This window comes from Methylobacterium sp. AC690 (genome assembly GCF_979256535.1).
Genome location: NZ_CEEDOX010000006.1, coordinates 98,807 through 119,111, shown reverse-complemented (window position 1 = coordinate 119,111; position 20,305 = coordinate 98,807). Strand labels below are relative to the sequence as shown.

13 protein-coding genes are annotated in these 20,305 nt (G+C 67.0%); 6 read left to right on the top strand and 7 right to left on the bottom strand.

Annotated elements, in window-relative coordinates; translation table 11 throughout:
• Position 1 precedes the first annotated feature (1 nt).
• Both AC0IY1_RS09005 and AC0IY1_RS09000 read right to left on the bottom strand, forming a co-directional pair.
• A complete protein-coding gene (locus AC0IY1_RS09005) occupies positions 2–1,345 on the bottom strand; it encodes an MFS transporter (protein ID WP_471769013.1) in 1,344 nt (447 codons plus the stop codon).
• Between the two features lie 382 nt (positions 1,346–1,727).
• Positions 1,728–2,198, bottom strand: a complete 471-nt coding sequence (locus tag AC0IY1_RS09000) for a 2,4'-dihydroxyacetophenone dioxygenase family protein (RefSeq protein WP_103709360.1) — start codon at positions 2,196–2,198, stop codon at positions 1,728–1,730.
• Between the two features lie 219 nt (positions 2,199–2,417).
• Between AC0IY1_RS09000 and AC0IY1_RS08995 the strand changes: the two genes are divergently transcribed.
• On the top strand, positions 2,418–3,311 hold the full coding sequence (locus AC0IY1_RS08995) for a LysR family transcriptional regulator (RefSeq protein ID WP_471769011.1): 894 nt from the start codon (positions 2,418–2,420) through the stop codon (positions 3,309–3,311).
• 198 nt (positions 3,312–3,509) lie between these two features.
• On the opposite strand, the gene oxlT is transcribed toward AC0IY1_RS08995, so the two are convergent.
• A complete protein-coding gene (gene oxlT / locus AC0IY1_RS08990; RefSeq protein WP_471769009.1) occupies positions 3,510–4,784 on the bottom strand; it encodes an oxalate/formate MFS antiporter in 1,275 nt (424 codons plus the stop codon).
• A gap of 99 nt (positions 4,785–4,883) precedes the next feature.
• The gene (locus tag AC0IY1_RS08985) at positions 4,884–6,482 is read right to left on the bottom strand and encodes a gamma-glutamyltransferase family protein (RefSeq protein ID WP_471769007.1); all 1,599 of its coding nucleotides are present in this window, start codon (positions 6,480–6,482) and stop codon (positions 4,884–4,886) included.
• A 310-nt stretch (positions 6,483–6,792) separates the two neighbouring features.
• Here AC0IY1_RS08985 and AC0IY1_RS08980 point away from each other — a divergent pair, with 310 nt between their 5' ends.
• The 4 genes from AC0IY1_RS08980 to hflX all read left to right on the top strand — a co-directional run bounded on the left by AC0IY1_RS08980 (position 6,793) and on the right by hflX (position 12,368).
• On the top strand, positions 6,793–9,063 hold the full coding sequence (locus tag AC0IY1_RS08980) for a sensor histidine kinase NtrY-like (RefSeq protein ID WP_471769159.1): 2,271 nt from the start codon (positions 6,793–6,795) through the stop codon (positions 9,061–9,063).
• Positions 9,060–10,430, top strand: a complete 1,371-nt coding sequence (ntrX, locus tag AC0IY1_RS08975; protein ID WP_471769005.1) for a nitrogen assimilation response regulator NtrX — start codon at positions 9,060–9,062, stop codon at positions 10,428–10,430. Before AC0IY1_RS08980 ends, ntrX begins: the two co-directional genes overlap by 4 nt.
• A gap of 154 nt (positions 10,431–10,584) precedes the next feature.
• Entirely contained in the window at positions 10,585–10,839 is a 255-nt protein-coding gene (hfq, locus tag AC0IY1_RS08970) for an RNA chaperone Hfq (protein WP_003600267.1), read from the top strand.
• Positions 10,840–10,952: 113 nt separating this feature from the next.
• Positions 10,953–12,368: a GTPase HflX gene (gene hflX / locus AC0IY1_RS08965; protein WP_471769004.1), complete on the top strand. Its 1,416-nt coding sequence runs from the start codon at positions 10,953–10,955 to the stop codon at positions 12,366–12,368.
• A 94-nt stretch (positions 12,369–12,462) separates the two neighbouring features.
• Here hflX and AC0IY1_RS08960 read toward each other — a convergent pair whose 3' ends face one another.
• From AC0IY1_RS08960 to uvrA, 3 genes are all read right to left on the bottom strand, one after another.
• Positions 12,463–13,041, bottom strand: a complete 579-nt coding sequence (locus tag AC0IY1_RS08960) for a fasciclin domain-containing protein (protein WP_055953065.1) — start codon at positions 13,039–13,041, stop codon at positions 12,463–12,465.
• Positions 13,042–13,296: 255 nt separating this feature from the next.
• Complete coding sequence (locus AC0IY1_RS08955; RefSeq protein ID WP_055953068.1) at positions 13,297–14,256, bottom strand: transporter family protein; 960 nt, start codon at positions 14,254–14,256, stop codon at positions 13,297–13,299.
• 511 nt (positions 14,257–14,767) lie between these two features.
• Positions 14,768–17,743 carry an excinuclease ABC subunit UvrA gene (uvrA, locus tag AC0IY1_RS08950; protein WP_471769002.1) on the bottom strand — a complete coding sequence of 992 codons (2,976 nt, stop codon included), beginning with the start codon at positions 17,741–17,743 and terminating at the stop codon, positions 14,768–14,770.
• A 505-nt stretch (positions 17,744–18,248) separates the two neighbouring features.
• Here uvrA and AC0IY1_RS08945 point away from each other — a divergent pair.
• Positions 18,249–20,303, top strand: coding sequence for a methyl-accepting chemotaxis protein (locus AC0IY1_RS08945; protein WP_471769000.1), 2,055 nt, complete (start codon positions 18,249–18,251; stop codon positions 20,301–20,303).
• The last annotated feature ends 2 nt before the right edge of the window (positions 20,304–20,305 follow it).

The following is a 20,305-nucleotide window of genomic DNA, read 5'->3' as shown; positions in this document are numbered from 1 at the left end:
TTCAGACCTGCGTCTCGCGCAGCATCTCCGGCCGTACCGCCAGGAGGATGACCAGCCCGCCGGCCGCCATCGCCGCGGCGATCAGCCAGAAACCGAGGGTCAGGCTCCCCGTGCTGGTCTTGATCCAGCCGAGGATGAAGGGGCTGACGAAGCCGCCGGTCAGGCCCAGGCTGTTGATCAAGGCGATCCCCCCGGCGGCGGCCGACCCTTTGATGTAACCGGTGGGGATCGACCAGAACAACGGCATCGTGGTGATGATGCCGAGCGCCGCCAGGGTGATGAAGACGAAGGACAGCACCACGCTTCCGCTCGAATAGATCAAGCCGATCAGCGCCAGGGCCGAACCGAAGGCCGTCAGCGCCAGGTGCCAGCGCCGCTCCAGGGTCCGGTCCGAGTGGGCCCCGATGACGACCATGCCGACAGCGGTTATCCCGTAGGGGATCGCGGCCAGGAGGCCGATCTGGAGCGGGTTCGCGTAGCCCATCTCCTTGATCATCGTCGGCAGCCAGAAGGTGATCAGGTAGGTGCCGGCGATGAAGCAGAAATAGGCGAAGGACAGGACGTAGATCCGGGGATCCCGGAAGGCGGCGAAGAAGGCGTGCAGACCGTGCGGCTCCGAATCGGAGCCGTTCCGCTCCAGGGCGAGGTTCTGGCGGATCAGGGCCTTCTCATCGGAGGAGAGCCACTTCGCCGTGTCGGGTTTGTCGTCGAGGTAGAGGAAGATTACCAGCCCGAGGAGGGTGGTGGGCAGGCCCTCGAGGACGAACATCCACTGCCAGCCCTTCAGGCCCCAGATCCCCGCCATGTCGTTCATGATCCAACCGGAGATCGGGCCGCCGAGGGCGCCGGCGACGGCGATACCGCTCATGAAGATGGCAATGATGCGCGCCCGGTACGCGCCAGGATACCAATAGGTGAAATACAGGATGATCCCCGGGAAGAAGCCGGCCTCGAAGACGCCGAGGAGAAAGCGCAGGCCATAGAAGGCCCAGGGCGCATGGACGAAGGCCATGAGGGCGGAGACCATGCCCCAGATGACCATGATCCGGGCGATCGTCCTCCGGGCTCCGATCTTTTCGAGGAGCAGGTTGCTCGGCACTTCGAACGCGAAGTAGCCGAGGAAGAAGATCCCGGCTCCGAACCCGTACACCGCGTCGCTAAACCCGAGATCGCTTTTCATCTGGAGCTGGGCGAAGCCGACGTTGATCCGGTCCAGATATGCCAGGACGTAGCAGACGAACAGGATGGGAACCAGTCGCCAGGTAATCTTGGCATAGACGGCCGCCGGTTTCGATGAAATCCGGTCACTCACCTCATGATCGGTATCGAGAGCTGTTGCATGCATGACTTTTCCTCCAACGATTTTTCATTTTTGATTCTTGTATGAATGCTGATTTTTACGGTCTGACCGTAAGCTTTCCCGCGGCCGATACACTGATCGACTCCGGCCGGCGTGCACCTGGACGCAGGCATGCTGTCCCATGACGCAAGGCGGATCGCGGGGCGGACGGCCGCGCAGCCGTCACGCCCGGTCTGTGCAGGCCGCCCCATCGGCGATCCGCTCACATTTGGCCGTCACCGCCTTCGCAGGCGGCCGGTCCCAGCTTGACGTCCCCGCGACTCTTGAGGCCTCGAAGGCGTGAGCGAGCCCTTCGGCGCCCGTGCGCCGACCGTTGCGAAGGATCCAAGTGGTCCGTGGGATCGATGGCGGCGGCGCGGCCGAACCGTCAGCGCAGGAAGCGATCGGCGTAACTCGCGCCGAGGCCGATCCGCTCATAGTGCTGACGAACGTTCTCGAGCTTGGTGAAGACGTCCTCGTAGCCCAGGGGTTTGCCGTAGGGATCCACGTAGACGTAGCCGCCGGTGACATGGAAGAGTGTCGCCATCTCCGTCACGTCCTCGGGCACCACCAGCGTGTGGGTCTCCCCCGGCGGCTCGAAGGCGTAGTCCCCGGCGGTCGCCACCCAGTCATGCTCGAGGTAGTGCCACTTCCCGCGCAGCGTCAGGGCATGCACCGGCCCGTTGTGGCGGTGGCGGGACAGGATGCCGGATGAGCGGACGCGCAGGATATTGACGTAGTAGCCCTGGCTGACGCTGAGGACGAGCGGCTTGAACGCGACATCGTCGGACTGGGGGATCCAGTGACGCTCGTCGGTGTCGAGATCAAGGGCCCCTCCGATGAAGATGTCGTCCATCATGCCGGTGGGTTGGGGCAGTTGGAAGGCGATCTTGCTGGTATCCAGCCGGGGCTTTTCCATCATGGCGACCTGTGGCCGGACCTGATCGAGAACGGTCATCCTGAACTCCGGATTGCTTGGCTTCGGTCCGGAGATAATGTGCCGAATACTGGTCTCGGATCTATGCAGCTGGATTCAGAGTTCCTATGACCCAGGTTCACAGATGAGGCGGACCGCGACGTGGAGTTCAAGGATCTGGCGACCTTCGTAAGGGTCGCGGAGGAGGGCGATTTCTCGGCGACGGCACGTAGCCTGGGCTTGACGCCCTCCGGGGTCAGCAAGACGATCGCGCGCCTCGAAGATGGCCTTGGCCGGCGCCTGCTGCAGCGCTCCTCGCGCGCGATGCGCTTGACGCCGGAGGGCGAGAACTTCCTGGAGGCGGCTCGCCGGGTCCTCGGCGCGGTGGAGGAGGCAAAAGCCATCGGCTCCGCGATCCCGGTCGGCACGCTGCGGATTCGGTGCGTGCCGACCTTCGCGCGCTACCAACTCGCCCCGATCATTCCGGCGTTCCGTCGCCTCTACCCGCGCCTGCGCATCGCGTTCGTTCTCAGCAACGAGCGAACCGCATCCCTGGACGATCAGGCGGATGTGGCGATCGCGAGTGGCGACCTTCCGAATTCGAGCCTGATTGCCCGGCGCATCGCCAGCAGCCGCTGGGTCATCTGCGCGTCTCCCGGCTATCTCGCAGAGCGGGGTTCCCCGGCATCGCCGGCGGATCTCGGACGTCACGAGTGCCTCAACTTTTCGATGCAGACGAAATGGAATTCGTGGTCGTCGGTCGTTGGCACGCCCAACGCCGAGGGCGGCATCGTGGCCAATCAGGGCGACATGCTGCTGGCCCTGGCGCGAGCAGGAGCCGGGATCGTACGCCTCGCCGAGTTCCATATCAGCGAAGACCTGCGGTCCGGACGCCTCGTTCAACTCTTCCCGGACGAGCAGGATCAGACCGAGGAGCCGATCTACGTCCTTTACCAGGAGCGGCGGAACCTCAGCCCGCGGATCCGGGCGTTCGTCGATTTCGTGGAACGCGCCTTCGCGGACACGCCGTGGCGGTACGGGTCCCGTCCGGCCTGAGCGGCCCGCGGGACGGCCATCCTGGGGGGGCGCGGGCGGCACCGGGGCATCGCCCGCTGCCAGCATGTCCCGGCGGTTCGCGCCGGCGCGAGGCTGTCCGAGTTCCGAACTCCCAACCCCGAATTGGTGCCGCTTCAAAGCGAAACGCGGACGGGTTGCCCCGTCCGCGTCGCCGGCGCACGAGCGCTGCGTCGCCCGTCAGGCCATGGCCGGCTTGGTCATGAGGACCGGTTCGGTGCTTCCGTCGAGCCAGCGCCGACGCATCGGCTTCAGCACGAAGTAGGCGAGGATCGCGGTCAGCACGTCGAGGGTGATGATGATCGCGAAGACCGGCAGCCAGGAGCCCTGCGCGGCGTAGATCCAGGCCGCGATCGGACCGCCGAACAGCGAACCGATACCCTGGGCCATGTAGAGGAAGCCGTAGTTCGTCGTCGCGTGCTTGGTCCCGAACGTGTCCGTGAGGATCGAGGGGAACAGCGAGAAGATCTCGCCCCAGGCGAAGAACACCACGCCGGAGAGGAGGGCGAAGGCGTAGGCGTTCTCGCGGAAGACGAGAAGCAGCGCGATCGCCGCCGCCTCCGCCGCGAAGGCGATGCCCATCGTGTTCTCGCGTCCGATCTTGTCGGAGACCCAGCCGAAGAACGGACGGGTCAGGCCATTGGTGATGCGATCGAACGTGAGGGCGAAGGGCAGGGCGACGAAGCCGAAGATGATCGCGTCGGCGACACCGAAGTCACGGGCGAAGGAGGCGAAGTTGGCCACCACCATCAGGCCGCCCGTCGACATCATCGTCATCATGACGAACATCAGCCAGAACAGCGGCGTCCGCAGCATCACCTTCGGGGGCGTGTCGTGCACGCAGGTCGAGAGGTTGACGGCCGGTGCCGGCAGCACCTCGCCGGCCCGGGGCGCGCGCAGGCCAAGGGCCGCCAGGGCGCCGATCACCCCGAGCACGATGCCGAACACCGTGAGCGTATGGCGGTAGCCGTCGGCCGCGAGCATGTCGCTGATCGGGAAGGTGCTCAGCATGGCGCCCATGCCGTAGCCGGCGGCAACCACGCCGACGGCGAAGCCGCGCCGGTCGGGAAACCACTTCACCATCAGGCCGACGATGCCGACGTAGACGATGCCGGTACCGAGGCCGCAGAACAGTCCATAGGTCGCATAGACGCCCAGCAGGGTGTCCACCCGAGCAGCCAGAACCCAGCCGAGGCCGGAAAGGGCAGCGCCCAGCGCGATCATCAGCTTGGGGCTGAACCGGTCGATCAGGTAGCCCTGGACCGGCGAGAAGAAGGTCTGCAGCACGATCAGGATCGTGAAGGTCCACTGGATCTGCGGCAGCGTCGAGCCGGTCGTCGCGATCAGCGGTTTGGTGAAGAGCGTCCAGACGTATTGCGGACTGGAGATCGCCATCATGGCGATCAGCCCGAGGCCGAGTTGCAGCCAACGTTGGCGGGAGAGGGTCGTATCCATTATTCGCTCCTTGCGGCGGAAGGGCCGTCGCAAGGATGGTGCCAAGTCGTTGTTCCGCCTGTCCTAATCGCGCAACTCAGCCGCGAAGATCAGGTCAAGTTACAGCCCCTCCGAACCACCGTCGGATCGCGGATCATGGACCGCCGCAATGGCGCCGTTGCTTGGGTGGCGGATGAGCATGCCCGCATGACCGAGGGAGTCGATGTAGGCACCGCCGAGTTCCTCGATCTCGTGACCGAGCTTGCGCAGTTCGGCGATGCAGGCGGGATCGAAGCGGTCCTCGACCTTCACGGTGAGGGATTCGGCACCCCAGGTGCGGCCGTAGAGCAGGCGCGGGGCATCGACGGCCGCCCCCGGGTCCATGCCGTAATCGGCGTAGCGCGCGAAGATCTGCGACTGGAACTGCGGCTGCCCGTCACCGCCCATGCTGCCGTAGGACATCACACGGCCGTCGTCGAAGCAGGCCAGCGCCGGAATCAACGTGTGGAACGGCCGGCGGCCGGGCTCCAGCGGGTTCACCGCCTTGGCGTCGAGAGAGAACGAAGTCCCGCGGTTCTGCCAGTGAATACCGGTCTTCGGCAGCACGATGCCGGAGCCGTATTCCCAGTAGATCGACTGGATGTAGGACACCGCGAGGCCGTCGCGATCGATGGCACCCATCCAGACGGTGTCGCCCTCGCCGGGGTTGCGTAAGGGCACACTCGCGGCCCGACGCATGTCGATCTGTGCCGCCTCGCGGTCCAGGCGCTCCGGCGTCAGGAAGCTGGCGGGGTCGACCGCCAGCCGATCGTAGTCGGTCACGATCCGGTCGCGGATCGCGAAGGCGCGCTTCGTCGCTTCGATCAGCCCGTGGTAGTGCGCGGTGGTCTCGGGCCGGTCGATTCTGAGGCGGTCGAAGATGCCGAGGATCAGCAGTGCCGCAATGCCCTGGGTGGGCGGCGGGAAGTTGTAGAGCGTGGCATCCCGCCGGCGGATCGAGAGCGGCGCGCGCTCGCGGGGCGCATAGGCTTCGAGGTCGGCCCGGGTGACGGGCGTCCCCAGGCGGTCCAGGTCGGCGGCGATCTCGCGCCCGAGGTCGCCCGTGTAGAAGTCGTCGAGGCCCGCATGGGCCAGTTGCTCCAGGGTGCCGGCGAGCGCCGGCAGCTTGCGGAGGGCGCCGGCCGCGAAGGGCCTGCCGCCGTCGAGGAAGGTCTCTGCGAAGTGCGGCTGGTCATGGAGCGTATCGAGCTCCTTCGGAACGTAGCGCGCCTCCGAGGGCGAGACCGCGACGCCGTCGCGGGCATGGCGGATCGCATCGGCGAGCAGGGTCGAGAGAGGCAGACGGCCACCCAGCGCCTTCGACAGCTCGAGGGCGAGGCGCCAGCCGCCGATGGCGCCCGCGACGGTGAGCGCCGCATCCGGGCCCCGCGATGGGAGGACCTCGTAGCCCTTCTCGCGATAGCGCTGGATCGTAGCGTTCCGTCCTGCCGGGCCGCAGGCCTCGATGCCGCGTACCCGCCCACTGCGCTCGCGCACCAGCCAGAAGCCGTCGCCGCCGATGCCGTTCATGTGCGGGTAGACCACCGCGATGGCCGCCGCCATGGCCGTCATCGCCTCGATCGCGTTGCCCCCCTGCGCCAGGATATGCTGCCCGGCCTGGGCGGCGAGGCGGTGGGGCGCCGCGACGGCGGCCGAGGCGAAGACGGGGGTGTTGGACATGTTGATCTCTGCGTGAGGAAGGGCGGAAGGATAATGTATTTTCTCGTCGCGTCGATCGATCCCGAACCGCTGGGGCACCGGAACGAGCGGCCAAGATGACGTCGGCAGGTTCCCACCGCACTCGGCATGCGACGTGGTTCCGACGTAGGCCCGCGCCCGATTCGTATTAATTTCGCCACACTGTTGTGGCGACGCATCAGCGATGCCGTGGCTCCGCTCGTCCGACACCTCCAAGGCCTCCCAGGAGGGTTCACGCTCCGCCGATGAGGCGGAGACCGCTGGGGCCGGCCCAGCACCCGTGAAGGTGCCGATGGTGCGTCCGCCGCCCCGAGGCCCGGGCCTCGTTGGTGCGCTGGTGGTCATCACGGCGCTGGTCTCGGCCATCACCACCTTCCTGATCCTGGCCGGCGTGATCCGCGTCACGCCGACCCCGGCGGTGGGACTGACCCTCCTCGGCATCAACGTCTTCCTCGTTCTCGGCCTCGTCGTGATCATCGCCTGGGAGGCGCGGGTCTTCCTCTACGCGCGGCGGACGAATGCCGCCGTGGCGCGCCTGCACACCCGCATCGTCGGCCTGTTTAGCCTGATCGCCATCTTGCCGACCGTGCTTCTTGCGGTGGTGGCGGCGGTCACGATTGATCGTGGCCTATCGCTCGGCTTCACCGATCGGGTCCGCGACGTGGTGCTCAAATCCGTCGAGGTCGCGGATGCCTATCAAGAGAACCAGTGCCAGAGCCTGGCGCGCGAGATCCGCATCCTGGCCGACGACCTCACCCGGGCGCGACCGAACTTCGACGTCAACCGCGCCTGGTTCGAAAGCTTCCTGACCACCCGTGCCACGGCCCTCGGCCTACCGGTGGCGGAGATCATGCGCGGCCCCAACGAGGTGGTGGCGCGGGCCAAGATCGACGCCCTGAAGGAGCGCCGCCTGCCCTCGGCGGCCGCCTTCGAGGACGCGGCGAAATCGACCGATCCGATCTGCCTGGTGCCGAGCGAGGGCCGCATCTTCGCCGCTCTCCTGCGCATGCCCGCCTATGACGGCGCCGTGCTGCTGGTGCAGCGGGAGGTCAGCCAGTTGGCGGTGGAGTTCCCGGGTGTGTCGCGGGCGGCCGCCGCCGAGTACCTGACCTACGACTCGCTGAAGCGTTCGATCCAGATCAGCTTCGCCTCGGTCTTCGTGCTGATAGCCCTAATCGCCCTGCTCTCTGCGGTGTGGTTCGGCCTCAACTTCGCCAACCGCTTCGTCGCGCCGATCCGGCGCCTGATCAATGCCGCCGACCAGGTTGCCTCGGGCAACTTTTACGCCCAGGTCCCGGCCCGAAAGAGCGACGGCGACCTTGCGCACCTGTCGGAGAGCTTCAACAAGATGACGCAGGAGTTGCGCCGCCAGCATGACGGGCTGACGGCGGCCAGCGACCTCATCGACCGGCGCCGTCGGTTCACCGAGGCCGTGCTGGCCGGTGTCTCGCCCGGCGTCCTCGGCGTCGACGCGGCGGGGCACGTCACCATCGCCAATCCGTCGGTGGAGCGGACCCTCGGACTCGCGGCCGACGAGATCGTCGGCAAACCCCTCACCCAGGTGGTGCCCGAGTTACAGGCCTTGTTCCCGGAAGGCGGCGAGGCGCGCCTGCGCACGATGCAGCAGCAGATCCAGCTCACGCGGGATGGCCGCGAGCGCACCGTGACCGTTCGGGTGACGAGCGAGCAGGCCCAGGGCGGCGCCCGCGGCTTCGTGGTCACTCTCGACGACATCACCGACCTCGTCTCGGCCCAGCGCACCTCGGCCTGGGCGGATGTGGCCCGGCGCATCGCCCATGAGATCAAGAACCCGCTGACGCCGATCCAGCTCTCGGCCGAGCGCATCCGGCGCAAGTACGGCAAGGTCATCACCACCGACAAGGAGGTGTTCGATCAGTGTACGGCGACGATCGTGCGTCAGGTCGACGAGATCAAGCGCATGGTCGACGAGTTCTCATCCTTCGCGCGGATGCCCAAGCCCGCCATCGCGCAGAACGACCTCAGCGAGATCACCCGCCAGAACCTGTTCATGATGCGGGTGGCGCATCCCGACATGGACTTCTCGTTCGGCGAGGACGGCGATCAGCGGATCCTGGCAGCGTTCGACATTCGCCTCCTGTCCCAGGCGATCACCAACATCCTGAAGAACGCCGTCGAGGCGGTGCAGGCGGTCCCGGAGGCCGAGCTCGGCAAGGGGAAGGTCGACGTGCGCCTCGTCCTCGAAGAGGGATTCGTGATCATCGAAGTCACGGATAACGGCAAGGGATTTCCCACCGAGGGGCGCCAGCGGCTGCTGGAGCCCTATATGACCACGCGCGAGGGTGGCACCGGCCTGGGGCTGGCCATCGTGAGCAAAGTCCTCGAAGAGCATGGCGGCGGGATCGAATTGAACGACAATCCGGAAGGTCGGGGAGGGCGCGTGCGTCTGCGCGTCCCGCGCGACACCAGCGTCGCCCCCGTCCGAGACTCAGCCAACCACACGCCGCCGGAGGGCAAACCCTCTGCGCAGGACGAGAAGGGCGCCGCGCGGACGGCCCCCCCAATCGCGGAGATCCATTCATGAGCGCCGACATCCTGATCGTCGACGACGAAGCCGACATCCGCGACCTCGTGGCCGGCATCCTCGACGACGAGGGCCATCGCACCCGCACGGCCGGCGGCTCGGACGAAGCCCTGGCGGCCATCGAGTCGCGCCGGCCCCACCTCGTCTTCCTCGACATCTGGCTGCAGGGCTCGCGCCTCGACGGCCTGCAGGTGCTCGACCAGATCAAGGCCGGACACCCGGACCTTCCGGTGGTGATGATCTCGGGACACGGCAACATCGAGACGGCCGTCGCGGCGATCAAGGCCGGCGCCTACGACTTCATCGAGAAGCCGTTCAAGGCCGACCGCCTGATCCTCGTGGCCGAGCGTGCCCTCGAAGCGTCGCGCCTCAAGCGCGAGGTCCGCGACCTCAAGGCCCGGTCGGGCCAGGCGAGCCGGCTCGTCGGCGCCTCGGTGGTGGTCAACCAGCTGCGCCAGACCGTGGAGCGGGTGGCGCCGACCAATGCCCGCGTCATGATCCTCGGAGCACCGGGCTCGGGCAAGGAGCTCTCGGCGCGCACCCTGCACGCCATGTCGGCCCGGGCGAACGGGCCCTTCGTGGTCATCAACGCCGCCACGATCACGCCGGACACGATGGAGGCCGAGCTGTTCGGCGTCGAGGCCGGCGAAGGCCGGGCGCGCCGGGTCGGTGCCCTCGAGGAGGCTCATGGCGGCTCGCTCTACATCGATGAAGTCGCCGACATGCCGCGCGAGACGCAGAACCGCATCCTGCGGGTCCTCGTCGATCAGAACTTCCAGCGGGTCGGCGGAACCACGCGGGTGCACGTGGATGTCCGCATCATCTCGTCCTCGTCGCGTGACCTCTCCGAGGAGATCGCTGCGGGCCGCTTCCGGGAGGACCTGTTCCACCGTCTCTCGGTGGTTCCGATCCGGGTGCCGTCCCTGTCCGAGCGGCGGGAGGACGTGCCCGAGCTGATCACCTTCTTCATGGAGCAGATCTCGGGCGCCACCGGACTGCCGCGCCGGCGCATCGCCGAGGACGCCATGGCGGTCCTCCAGTCCCACGACTGGCCCGGCAACGTCCGTCAGCTCCGCAACAACGTCGAGCGCCTGATGATCCTGACCCACACCGATCCGGATCAGGACGTGACCTCCGAGATGCTGCCGACCGAGATCGGCGCCCTGGTGCCGACCACGCCGAACGGCTCGGGCGGCGAGAAGCTGATGAGCCTGGCGCTCCGCGAGGCCCGCGAGATCTTCGAGCGCGAGTACCTGATTGCGCAGATCGCCCGGTTCTCCGGCAACATCTCCCGCACCGCGGAGTTCATCGGCATGGAGCGCTCGGCGCTCCACCGAAAACTCAAGTCGCTCGGCATCGGCCCCTGAGAACACGGCGGCGATGCACTTGCATCGCGGCCGGGATACACGTGTAATGTTCCCGTCCCGGAGCGCTGAGGCGCAGTGCGTCGGGGCATGCGAGACCAACGGACGAGAACCCGTCATTACGGCGGGCGGCGATGCGAACCAAGGATAAGAAAAAATGGCGGGCGAGCGCGCTCAGAACCTCCAGGACACGTTCCTGAACCATGTTCGCAAGAACAAGATTCCGCTCACGATCTTCCTCGTCAATGGCGTCAAGCTTCAGGGCGTCGTGACGTGGTTCGACAATTTCTGCGTGCTCCTGCGGCGGGATGGCCATTCGCAACTCGTCTACAAGCATGCGATCTCGACGATCATGCCAGGGCACCCGGTCCAGCTGTTCGAACCCGACGAGACTGCGCCGGAAAAGGCCTGAGCACCCGGAAAACTGCGTCGGACCGGCTGGAAAGGTTTGCCGCGCCCTTGTCTAGGGCCGGCAAGCGCCCATTGTCCTGAAGACACGCAGGACAGGGTTGAACAAAGAACTTCATGACTGAACCGATGACGCCCGGCGAAGCCCGGCTCCAAGCGATGGCCGCCCCCGAGGGTGACATCGCGGCGGCAACCCACACCCTCGTCGTCGGACCCTATCTCGGCCGCGCTGCCGCTGCGGCCAGAGGCAACACCAACGGCAGCCCCGAGGCCTTGCGCTCCACCGAGGCGCGGCTCGACGAGGCGGCCGGCCTCGCGGCCGCCATCGAGCTCGACGTGGTCGAGGCCATCGTCGCGCCGGTGCAGCGGATCCGCCCGTCCACCTATCTCGGCAAGGGACGCGTCGAGGAGCTGACCGGTGTGATTCGCGCCCGCGAGATCGGTCTCGTGGTGATGGACTGTGCCCTGTCGCCGGTGCAGCAGCGCAACCTCGAGAAAGCCTTCGGCTGCAAGGTCATCGACCGCACCGGCCTCATCCTGGAGATCTTCGGACGCCGCGCCTCGACCCGTGAGGGCACGCTGCAGGTCGAGCACGCGCATCTCGCCTATCAGAAGAGCCGTCTTGTCCGGTCCTGGACCCACCTGGAGCGTCAGCGCGGCGGCTTCGGCTTCCTCGGCGGTCCCGGCGAGACGCAGATCGAGGCCGACCGGCGCATGATCCAGGAGCGGATGACGAAGATCGAGCGCGAGCTCGACAGCGTCACCCGCACCCGCGGCCTGCACCGACAGAGCCGGGCGCGGGTGCCGTACCCGATCGTCGCCCTCGTAGGCTACACCAATGCCGGCAAGTCGACGCTGTTCAACACCCTCACCAAGGCCCAGGTGATGGCGCAGGACATGCTGTTCGCCACCCTGGATCCGACGGCGCGGGCGACGAAGCTGCCGCACGGCGAGACCGTCATCCTCTCCGACACGGTAGGCTTCATCTCGGAGCTTCCGACCTCCCTGATCGCCGCCTTCCGGGCGACCCTGGAGGACGTGATCCACGCCGACATCCTGCTCCATGTCCGCGACGTGTCTCACGTCGACAGTGCCGCCCAGGCCGAGGATGTGGGTTCGGTGCTGCGTGAGCTCGGGATCGAGACCTCGGCCGCGCGCATCATCGAGGTCTGGAACAAGGCCGATCTCCTCGATGCGGATGAGCGCACGCGCCTCCTCAACCTCAGCGGACAGGGGCGCAGCGATCGGGACAGCGATGCCCCGGTGCTGGTCTCGGCCGTGACGGGTGAGGGACTCGGAGTCCTGACGGCGCGGATCGAGGCGCGGATCGCGCGCCAGCGCTCGACCTTCGCGGTGATCCTGCCGCCGGAGGACGGCGCCGCGCTGCACTGGCTCTATGAAAACGCCGAGGTGCTCGACAGGCGTGAGGAGGAGGGGGGCACCATGCACCTCGCCATCCGCATCGCCCCGGAGAAGGAGCCACGCTTCCTGAACCGCTTCGAGGGCGCGCGCCGCCTCAACCGGGTGAGCTGACGACCGCGACGATCACCTAGCCCGAAACGCGTGACGCCCGCGATCCTGCAGGATCGCGGGCGTTTCCGTCAGCCGAGCGAAGGGCCCGATACGATCAGGGCTGGAGCACGCCGTTGATGACGTGGATGACGCCGTTCGACTGCATCACGTTGGCCGTGGTGACCGTGGCGGTGCTGCCCTTGGCATCGGTCACGTAGACCTTCTTGCCCTTGGTCTGAACGGTCAGCGGCTCGCCCTCGACCGTCTTCAGCTGCGCTTCGCCGCCGCCATCCTTGGCGAGCTTCATCAGGTCCTTGGCCGTGTAGGTGCCGGGGACCACGTGGTAGGTCAGGATCTTGGTGAGGGTCGCCTTGTTCTCGGGCTTCACCAGGGTCTCGACCGTACCGGCCGGCAGCTTGGCGAAGGCGGCGTTGGTGGGTGCGAACACCGTGAACGGGCCGGGGCTGGCGAGGGTGTCGACGAGGCCGGCGGCCTTCACGGCGGCGACGAGGGTGGTGTGATCCTTCGAGTTCACCGCGTTCTCGACAATGTTCTTCGAGGCGTACATCGGCGCACCGCCGACCATCGGGTTCTTGGCGAAGGCCGCGACCGGGAAGGCGGCGCCGACGGAGAAGGCGAGGACGACGGCGGCGATCTTGGAAGCCACCGGGCGACGGGCGTGACGAGTGATCATGGAGCGCATCCTTAGGAACGATTGCCCCTTCGTGGGGGTCATCGTCCGTTACGGAGGATGTTCGGGAAAAGTTTCAGCGGCAGGCGGATTGCGTGGGGGGCGAACGCGGCGGCTCTCGCCCGCGAGGCACCGAACCGGATTCACCCCCGGAACGCGCAGGCGGCCAAACATGCGAAAGCCCGCCCGACACGTGGTCGGACGGGCTTTGCTTGATCCCATCTGCGGCGGGACAAGGCCCCGCCGCCGAATGTCAGATCAGTACTTGCGGATGATCGGCGCGGGAGCAGCGGCGACCGGGGTCGGCGAGTACAGCGGCACGATCAGGCGGCCCGAGATCTCGGTGCTGTCGAAGCTGGTGGTCGCGACGGTGCGGGCGACGTAGACCTGCGCGGTGACGGGCCCGAAGTCGTAGCCGACGAGGCCGCCCATCAGGAACCGGCCACGATCGTTGAAGGCGGCGTTGATAGTACCAGCACGACCCAGGCCGGTGTTGAGGTTAACCGTGCCGTAGGCAATGGCGCCGATCTCGAACTTGCCGAACTTCTTGGTCGCGGTCAGGTCGAGGTTGAGCGAGTCCGACAGGGTGTAGACCTGACCGAAGTTCCGGCCACCACCGAACGACGACGGCGAATCGTAGAAGTTGCCGGTCAGATTAGCCGTGATGTTATAGCCGTCGGCCGTGTAGCTCGCAGCGATGCCGGCGCGGTAGGTGTTCGACGAGAGCTGGGGCAGCACGGCGCCGCCGCCGAGGACACCGTTGTTCTGCACCAGAACGCCGCGGTCGCCGTTCAGCTCGTTCAGGTAGACACCGCCGAGCAAGCTGACGCCGAAGCCGCCGCCCAGATCGAAGGCCCAGATGCCGCCGACGAAGGTACCGACGTTGATCGACAGATCACGCACGCCGGTGGGGCCGCCGCTCTTACCGAAGACGAACACGGTCGGGGGAGCGACGAGGAGCTCGACGCGGCCTCCGAAGGGGACGAACGGGGTCGACCAGACCAGCACCGGAACGTTGATGCCAACGTCGACAGCCGACGGCCGGTCGCGATTTTGATAGACGAACGTGTTCAGCGCGTAGATGCCCTCGGGCAGCGGGGCGCCGGTGGCCAGGCCGACCTGCTCGCCCGGAACCGTCGTGGTCTGCGCGTAGGATGCGGTGGCGGTCATGCCGACCGTGAGCGCGAGCGCTCCGGCAACGAGCCAGTTCTTCGACATTTTTACTCTTCCTTCCCAAGGATTTCAGGCGTCCGCCACGCAGCCGTCCGAACCATTCTGCCGATGCGCCGCTTGTTCGCAGCTTGTTTGCAGTTGGTTCGGCGGCCCCCCTTGCGGCCCGTTCTCAAGTCTCAACGTCGAGAACTATTCTACAGGACGCCGCGGAAGGACAGCGGAATGCTTGGAAACGGGGCAGTTCGGATCCGACCGTTGCGCAAAAGTCGCATTTTCGGTGCAGTGCAGCGGAAGGATTTGTTAACCTTTTGAGCAGGTTGGCGGGCGTCCTTGTGCCCCAACCACGCAGCAGAACGGCAAAATACCGCTGAACACTCAAGCTGTTATGGTTACGGTTCCGCTCTGGGACGATCCGGCAAGCGCCCTCGGACCATTGCGCAGTCCGGCGCTCTCGACCGGCCCGGATCGGGCTCCCGGTCGGCATGTTGATGCGCCGCGCCACATGCTCGGAGCGCTCGACCCGGCGAATCGCCGGGTATCGCAACGCCGCGAGGCGCTATTCGGCTGCGGCGCGGCCCTTGGCAGGCGCCGAAGCCGGCCGTCGCGCGAGGACGTCGCGTAGGAATCGGCCGGTATGGCTGGCGCGTGACTTGGCGATCTGCTCCGGGGTTCCTTCGGCCACGACGACACCACCACCGTCGCCGCCTTCGGGACCCATATCGATCACCCAGTCGGCGGTCTTGATGACTTCGAGGTTGTGCTCGATCACCACCACGGTGTTGCCCTGATCGACGAGCTCGTGGAGCACCTCCATGAGCTTGGCGACGTCGTGGAAGTGAAGGCCAGTGGTCGGTTCGTCGAGAATGTAGAGCGTGCGACCGGTGGCACGCTTCGAAAGTTCTTTCGAGAGCTTCACCCGCTGCGCCTCGCCACCCGACAGGGTGGTCGCCTGCTGCCCGACCTTGACGTAGCCGAGGCCGACCCGGGCCAGGGTCTCCATCTTCTCCCGAATGGTGGGTACCGCCTTGAACAGGTCGGCGGCCTCCTCGACGGTCATGTCGAGGACGTCGGCGATGGAGTGCTCGCGGTACTTCACCTCCAGGGTCTCGCGGTCGTAGCGACGCCCCTTGCAAACGTCGCAAGTGACGTAGACGTCCGGCAGGAAGTGCATCTCGATCTTGATGACGCCGTCGCCCGAGCAGGCCTCGCAGCGACCGCCCTTCACGTTGAACGAGAACCGGCCCGCCTGATAGCCACGGGCCTTGGCCTCGGGCAGCCCGGCGAACCAGTCGCGGATCGGCGTGAAGGCGCCGGTATAGGTCGCGGGGTTGGAGCGCGGGGTTCGTCCGATCGGCGACTGGTCGATGTCGATGACCTTGTCGAGATGCTCCAGCCCGTCGAGCCTCTCGAAGGGCGCCGGGTGCTCGAGGGCGCCGTTCAGGGATTTCGCCACCGCCTTGTAGAGCGTGTCGATGATCAGGGTCGACTTGCCACCGCCGGAGACGCCCGAGATGCAGGTGAAAGTCCCGAGCGGGATATCCACCGACACGTTCTTCAGGTTGTTGCCTCGGGCACCGACGAGGCTGAGCTTGCCCTTGCGGCCCTTGCGGCGGGCGGTCGGGACCCGAACGCTCATCTCGCCGGTGAGGTACTTGGCAGTGAGCGAGGCCGGGTTCTTCAGCACCTCTTCCGGGGTGCCCTGGGCGATGATCTGCCCGCCATGGATGCCCGCACCGGGGCCGACGTCGACGACATAGTCAGCCTGCAGGATCGCGTCCTCGTCGTGCTCGACCACGATCACCGAGTTCCCGAGGTCGCGCAGGCGCTTCAGCGTGCCGAGCAGGCGCTCGTTGTCGCGCTGGTGCAGGCCGATGGACGGCTCGTCGAGGACGTAGAGCACGCCCGTCAGCCCGGAACCGATCTGCGAGGCGAGGCGGATGCGCTGGCTCTCGCCGCCCGAGAGTGAGCCGGAGCCGCGCGCCAGCGTCAGGTACTCGAGCCCCACATCGATCAGGAAGGTCAGCCGGTCGCGGATCTCCTTGAGGATCCGGTAGGCGATCTCGTTCTGCTTGTCGGTGAGCTTGCCCGGAAGCGCCGAGAACCACGCATGGGCGTCCCGGACCGAGAGGGCGGTGATCTCGCCCACATCCTCCATCGCGACCTTGACCGAGAGCGCTTCGAGCTTCAGGCGCTTGCCGCCACAGCTGGCGCAGGGCGTCTCGCTCATGAAGCGGGCAATCTCCTCGCGGGAGCTGTCGCTCTCCGTCTCCTTGTAGCGCCGCTCCAGGTTCGGGATGACGCCCTCGAAGGGCTTGTTCACCTCGTAAGCGCGCATTCCATCGTCGTAGGCGAAGCGGACCGCGTCCGGGCCGGTTCCGTACAGGACGACGTCCCGGGCCTTCGCGGACAGGTCGGACCACGCAACGGTCGTCTTGAAGCCGTAGTGGCGGGCGAGGGCGTCGAGGGTCTGGCCATAATACGGAGAGGTCGACTTCGCCCAGGGACCGACAGCCCCGCGCTTCAGGCTGAGCTTGGCATCCGAGATCACGAGTTCGGGGTCGATCCGCATCTCGTGGCCGATACCACCGCAGGTCGGACAGGCGCCGAAGGGATTGTTGAACGAGAAGAGCCGCGGCTCGATCTCCGCGATGGTGAAACCGGAGACGGGGCAGGCGAAGCGCGACGAGAAGGTGATGGCCTCGCGCGGCGCCTCGCCCTCGGGCGTATCGGCGAATTCGATCAGGGCGATGCCGTCGGCGAGCTCCAGGGCGGTCTCGAAGGAATCCGCCAGCCGCGCCGCGATGTCCGCCCGCACTACGATCCGGTCCACCACCACGTCGATGTCGTGCTTCAGCTTCTTGTCGAGCTTCGGCACGTCGTCGATGGCATAGTACTCGCCGTCGATCCGCAGGCGCTGGAAGCCCTTCTTCTGGAACTCGGCGATCTCCTTGCGGTACTCGCCCTTCCGGCCGCGGATCACAGGGGCTAGGAGGTAGAGCCGGCTCTTCTCCGGCAGGGCGAGTACACGGTCCACCATCTGGCTGACCGTCTGGCTCTCGATCGGCAGTCCGGTCGCGGGCGAGTAGGGTATGCCCACCCGCGCCCAGAGCAGGCGCATGTAGTCGTAGATCTCGGTGACGGTGCCCACCGTCGAGCGCGGGTTCTTCGAGGTGGTCTTCTGCTCGATCGAGATCGCCGGCGAGAGCCCGTCGATCTGGTCGACGTCGGGCTTCGACATCATCTCGAGGAACTGGCGCGCGTAGGCCGAAAGGGATTCGACGTAGCGGCGCTGGCCCTCGGCGTAGATGGTGTCGAAGGCGAGCGACGACTTGCCGGAGCCGGACAGACCCGTGAAGACCACGAGGCGATCGCGGGGAATCGTCAGGTCGATGTTCTTCAGGTTGTGCTCGCGCGCGCCGCGCACCGAGATGACCCGGGCATCGCGCGCGCCGTCGAACAACGCCTCGATCTTGGCTTCGACCCGCTCGGCCTCGGCTTGCGATTTCTTGGCAGCGGCTTTGGCTTTGGCCATGGAGTCTCTTCGGAACGTCTTCAGCGCGGAACGCGGCAGGACTCGACCAGAGCCCCCGCGGCATGTCGGGCGCGCCACCGCATCGGGCAAGGCACGCGCCACGCATATCCGCTCCTCAGCTAGAACAAAAAGCGTACGCGGACAATATCGTGGGCGCTTGGCCGAGGTTTCAGAACCTGGGGCCTCGCCGATTGATCTGGCGGGAACTGACGCTGATGGGTGGAAGCCATGGCGCTACGCGGATCCTGCCTCGCGATTGGGCATGTGCCTGCCGCTCCCTCCGATGCGGAGCACAGCTTTGTCGTGCACCAATCATGCGTCCAGGCACGGGGAGCCGCGACGGAAGCAGGATCGCGGAACAACTGGACGTTCCGGGAAAACTCCCCGCCTATCCAGCTTAGAAATGGCAGACAATGATTAAAAATTGATCATAGGCTAATTTTGAAACACAACCTTTACCGGCTGCTCTCACAGTGCTGCAACGTTTCCAAGCAGGTTTCATGTGATGTCCGCCGGTCTCTTCTCATCGCTGCGCTTTCGGATTCTCTTAGTTGCGCTCGCTCCGTGCCTTGCGTTTACGATGGTCGTTGGACTTGCCATTACTGAGCGGATGAGCGCTCGGACCCGGATGGTCCATGTGCAGGAGCTCGTCGGCATGGCGGGCCAGATCAGTGCCCTGGTGCACGAAGCCCAGCGCGAGCGCGGGGCATCGAGCCTGTATCTGGCCGCCAAGGGGAACAAGTTCCGGTCCGAGCTCGATGCGCAGCGTGCGCGGACCGATGTGGCCCGGGCGGCCCTGGACGCGGGCCGGACCGGCCTCGACCTCGCCGCCTTCGGGGCCGGCGTCGCCCGGCGGAATGCGACCCTGACCGAGCAATTGGCGTCGATCGACCCCCACCGCACGGCCGTCGACGGGCTCGGTCGTACGCCGGCCCAGAACATGGCGCTGTATTCGGGCTTGATCGCCAACGCGCTCGACCTCGTGCGCGAGGTCTCCCAAGTCGCGGCCAGCGCGGATCTCGCCGCCCGCATCAATTCCTACTCGTCGTTCCTCGCGCTCAAGGAGTTGGCGGGCCAGGAGCGAGCGGCGGCCTCGGCGATCTTCGGTGCCGGTCAGATCGATCTCGCTGGCCACGAGCGTCTGGCCGGTCTCAGCGCGGGCCAGAGCACCTACGAATCTCTGTTCCGGCTCGGGGCCGTACCGGAGCAAGCCGCCCTTCTCGATGCCGGCAAGGCGGCGCCCGCGGCCCGGGAGGTCGATCGTCTGCGCCGCCTCGTCCTCGACACGCCCCCGGGCACTCCGCTCGCCTTCACCGATGCGCCCGCCTGGTTCGGCCTCGCCACCCAACGCATCGATACCCTGAAGACGATCGAGGACCGGCTCACCGCGGATCTCGGCGCCGCGGCCGGTGCCGCCCGGGCCGACGCCGAACAGAGCGTCATGGTCTGGATGGCCGTCGGCCTCGCGACCTTGGTCCTCTCCTGCGGCCTGGCCTTCGCCTTCGGCACCGCCATCGCCCGTCCGCTCACCCGCATCGCCGCCTCCCTCACGGCCATCGGCCGGGGCGAGGAGTCTGGGCCGATTCCGCAGCACGGCGCCCGCGAGGTCCGCGCCATCGCGGCGGCGGCTGTCGACTTCCAGGCCAGCGTCGCCGAGCGCCGGCGTATCGCCGCGGAGGCCGACCATCTCACCGCCAATGCCGCGGCTGCCCGCCGTGCCGAGATGGTGGCGTTGGCCGATCGCTTCGAGGCGCAAGCCAGCGGGATCGTCGAGGCGGTCTCGGCTGCCGCGAGCCAGCTCGAGACGGCGGCCTATGCCCTGACCCAGGCCGCGAGCGACACCTCATCCCTGAGCGGGTCCGTCGCCGCCGCCTCGGCAGAAACCGCGGCCACGGCCGACACCGTCGCGGCAGCGACGGAGGAGCTGAGCGCCTCGGTGCGGGAGATCGGCAACCGCGTCGAAGCCTCGACCGCGGTCGCCAGCGAAGCGGAGCGCGATGCGGCGCGGATGGCGGGGGATGTCCATCGTCTCGCCCAGGCGGCGAACAGCATCGGCGAGATCGTCGGCCTGATCACCAGCATCGCGGCACAGACCAACCTCCTGGCCCTGAACGCCACCATCGAGGCGGCCCGGGCCGGCGAGGCGGGGCGCGGCTTCGCGGTCGTCGCCGCGGAGGTGAAGAGCCTGGCGACCCAGACGGCGCGGGCAACAGAGGAAATCGCCGCGAAGGTCGGCGAGATCGCCCAATCGACCGACGCGTCCGTGACGGCCATCGGCGGCATCACCGATGTCATCCAGCGCCTGAGCCGGATCTCGGGGGACATCTCGGCGGCCGTGGACCAACAGGAAGCCGCGACGCAGGAGATCGCTCGGAATACCGTGCTGACGTCCGAGGGCACCCGGGCGGTATCCGGCCACATCGTCGGTGTCCGTAACGCGGCGGAATCCGCCCGGAGCGGATCGGCCCAGGTGCTCAATGCCGCGAGCGATCTCGCCCGTCAGGCGACGGCCCTGCGCCGGGAAGTCGACGGCTTCCTGGTGACGGTCCGGGCCGCCTGATC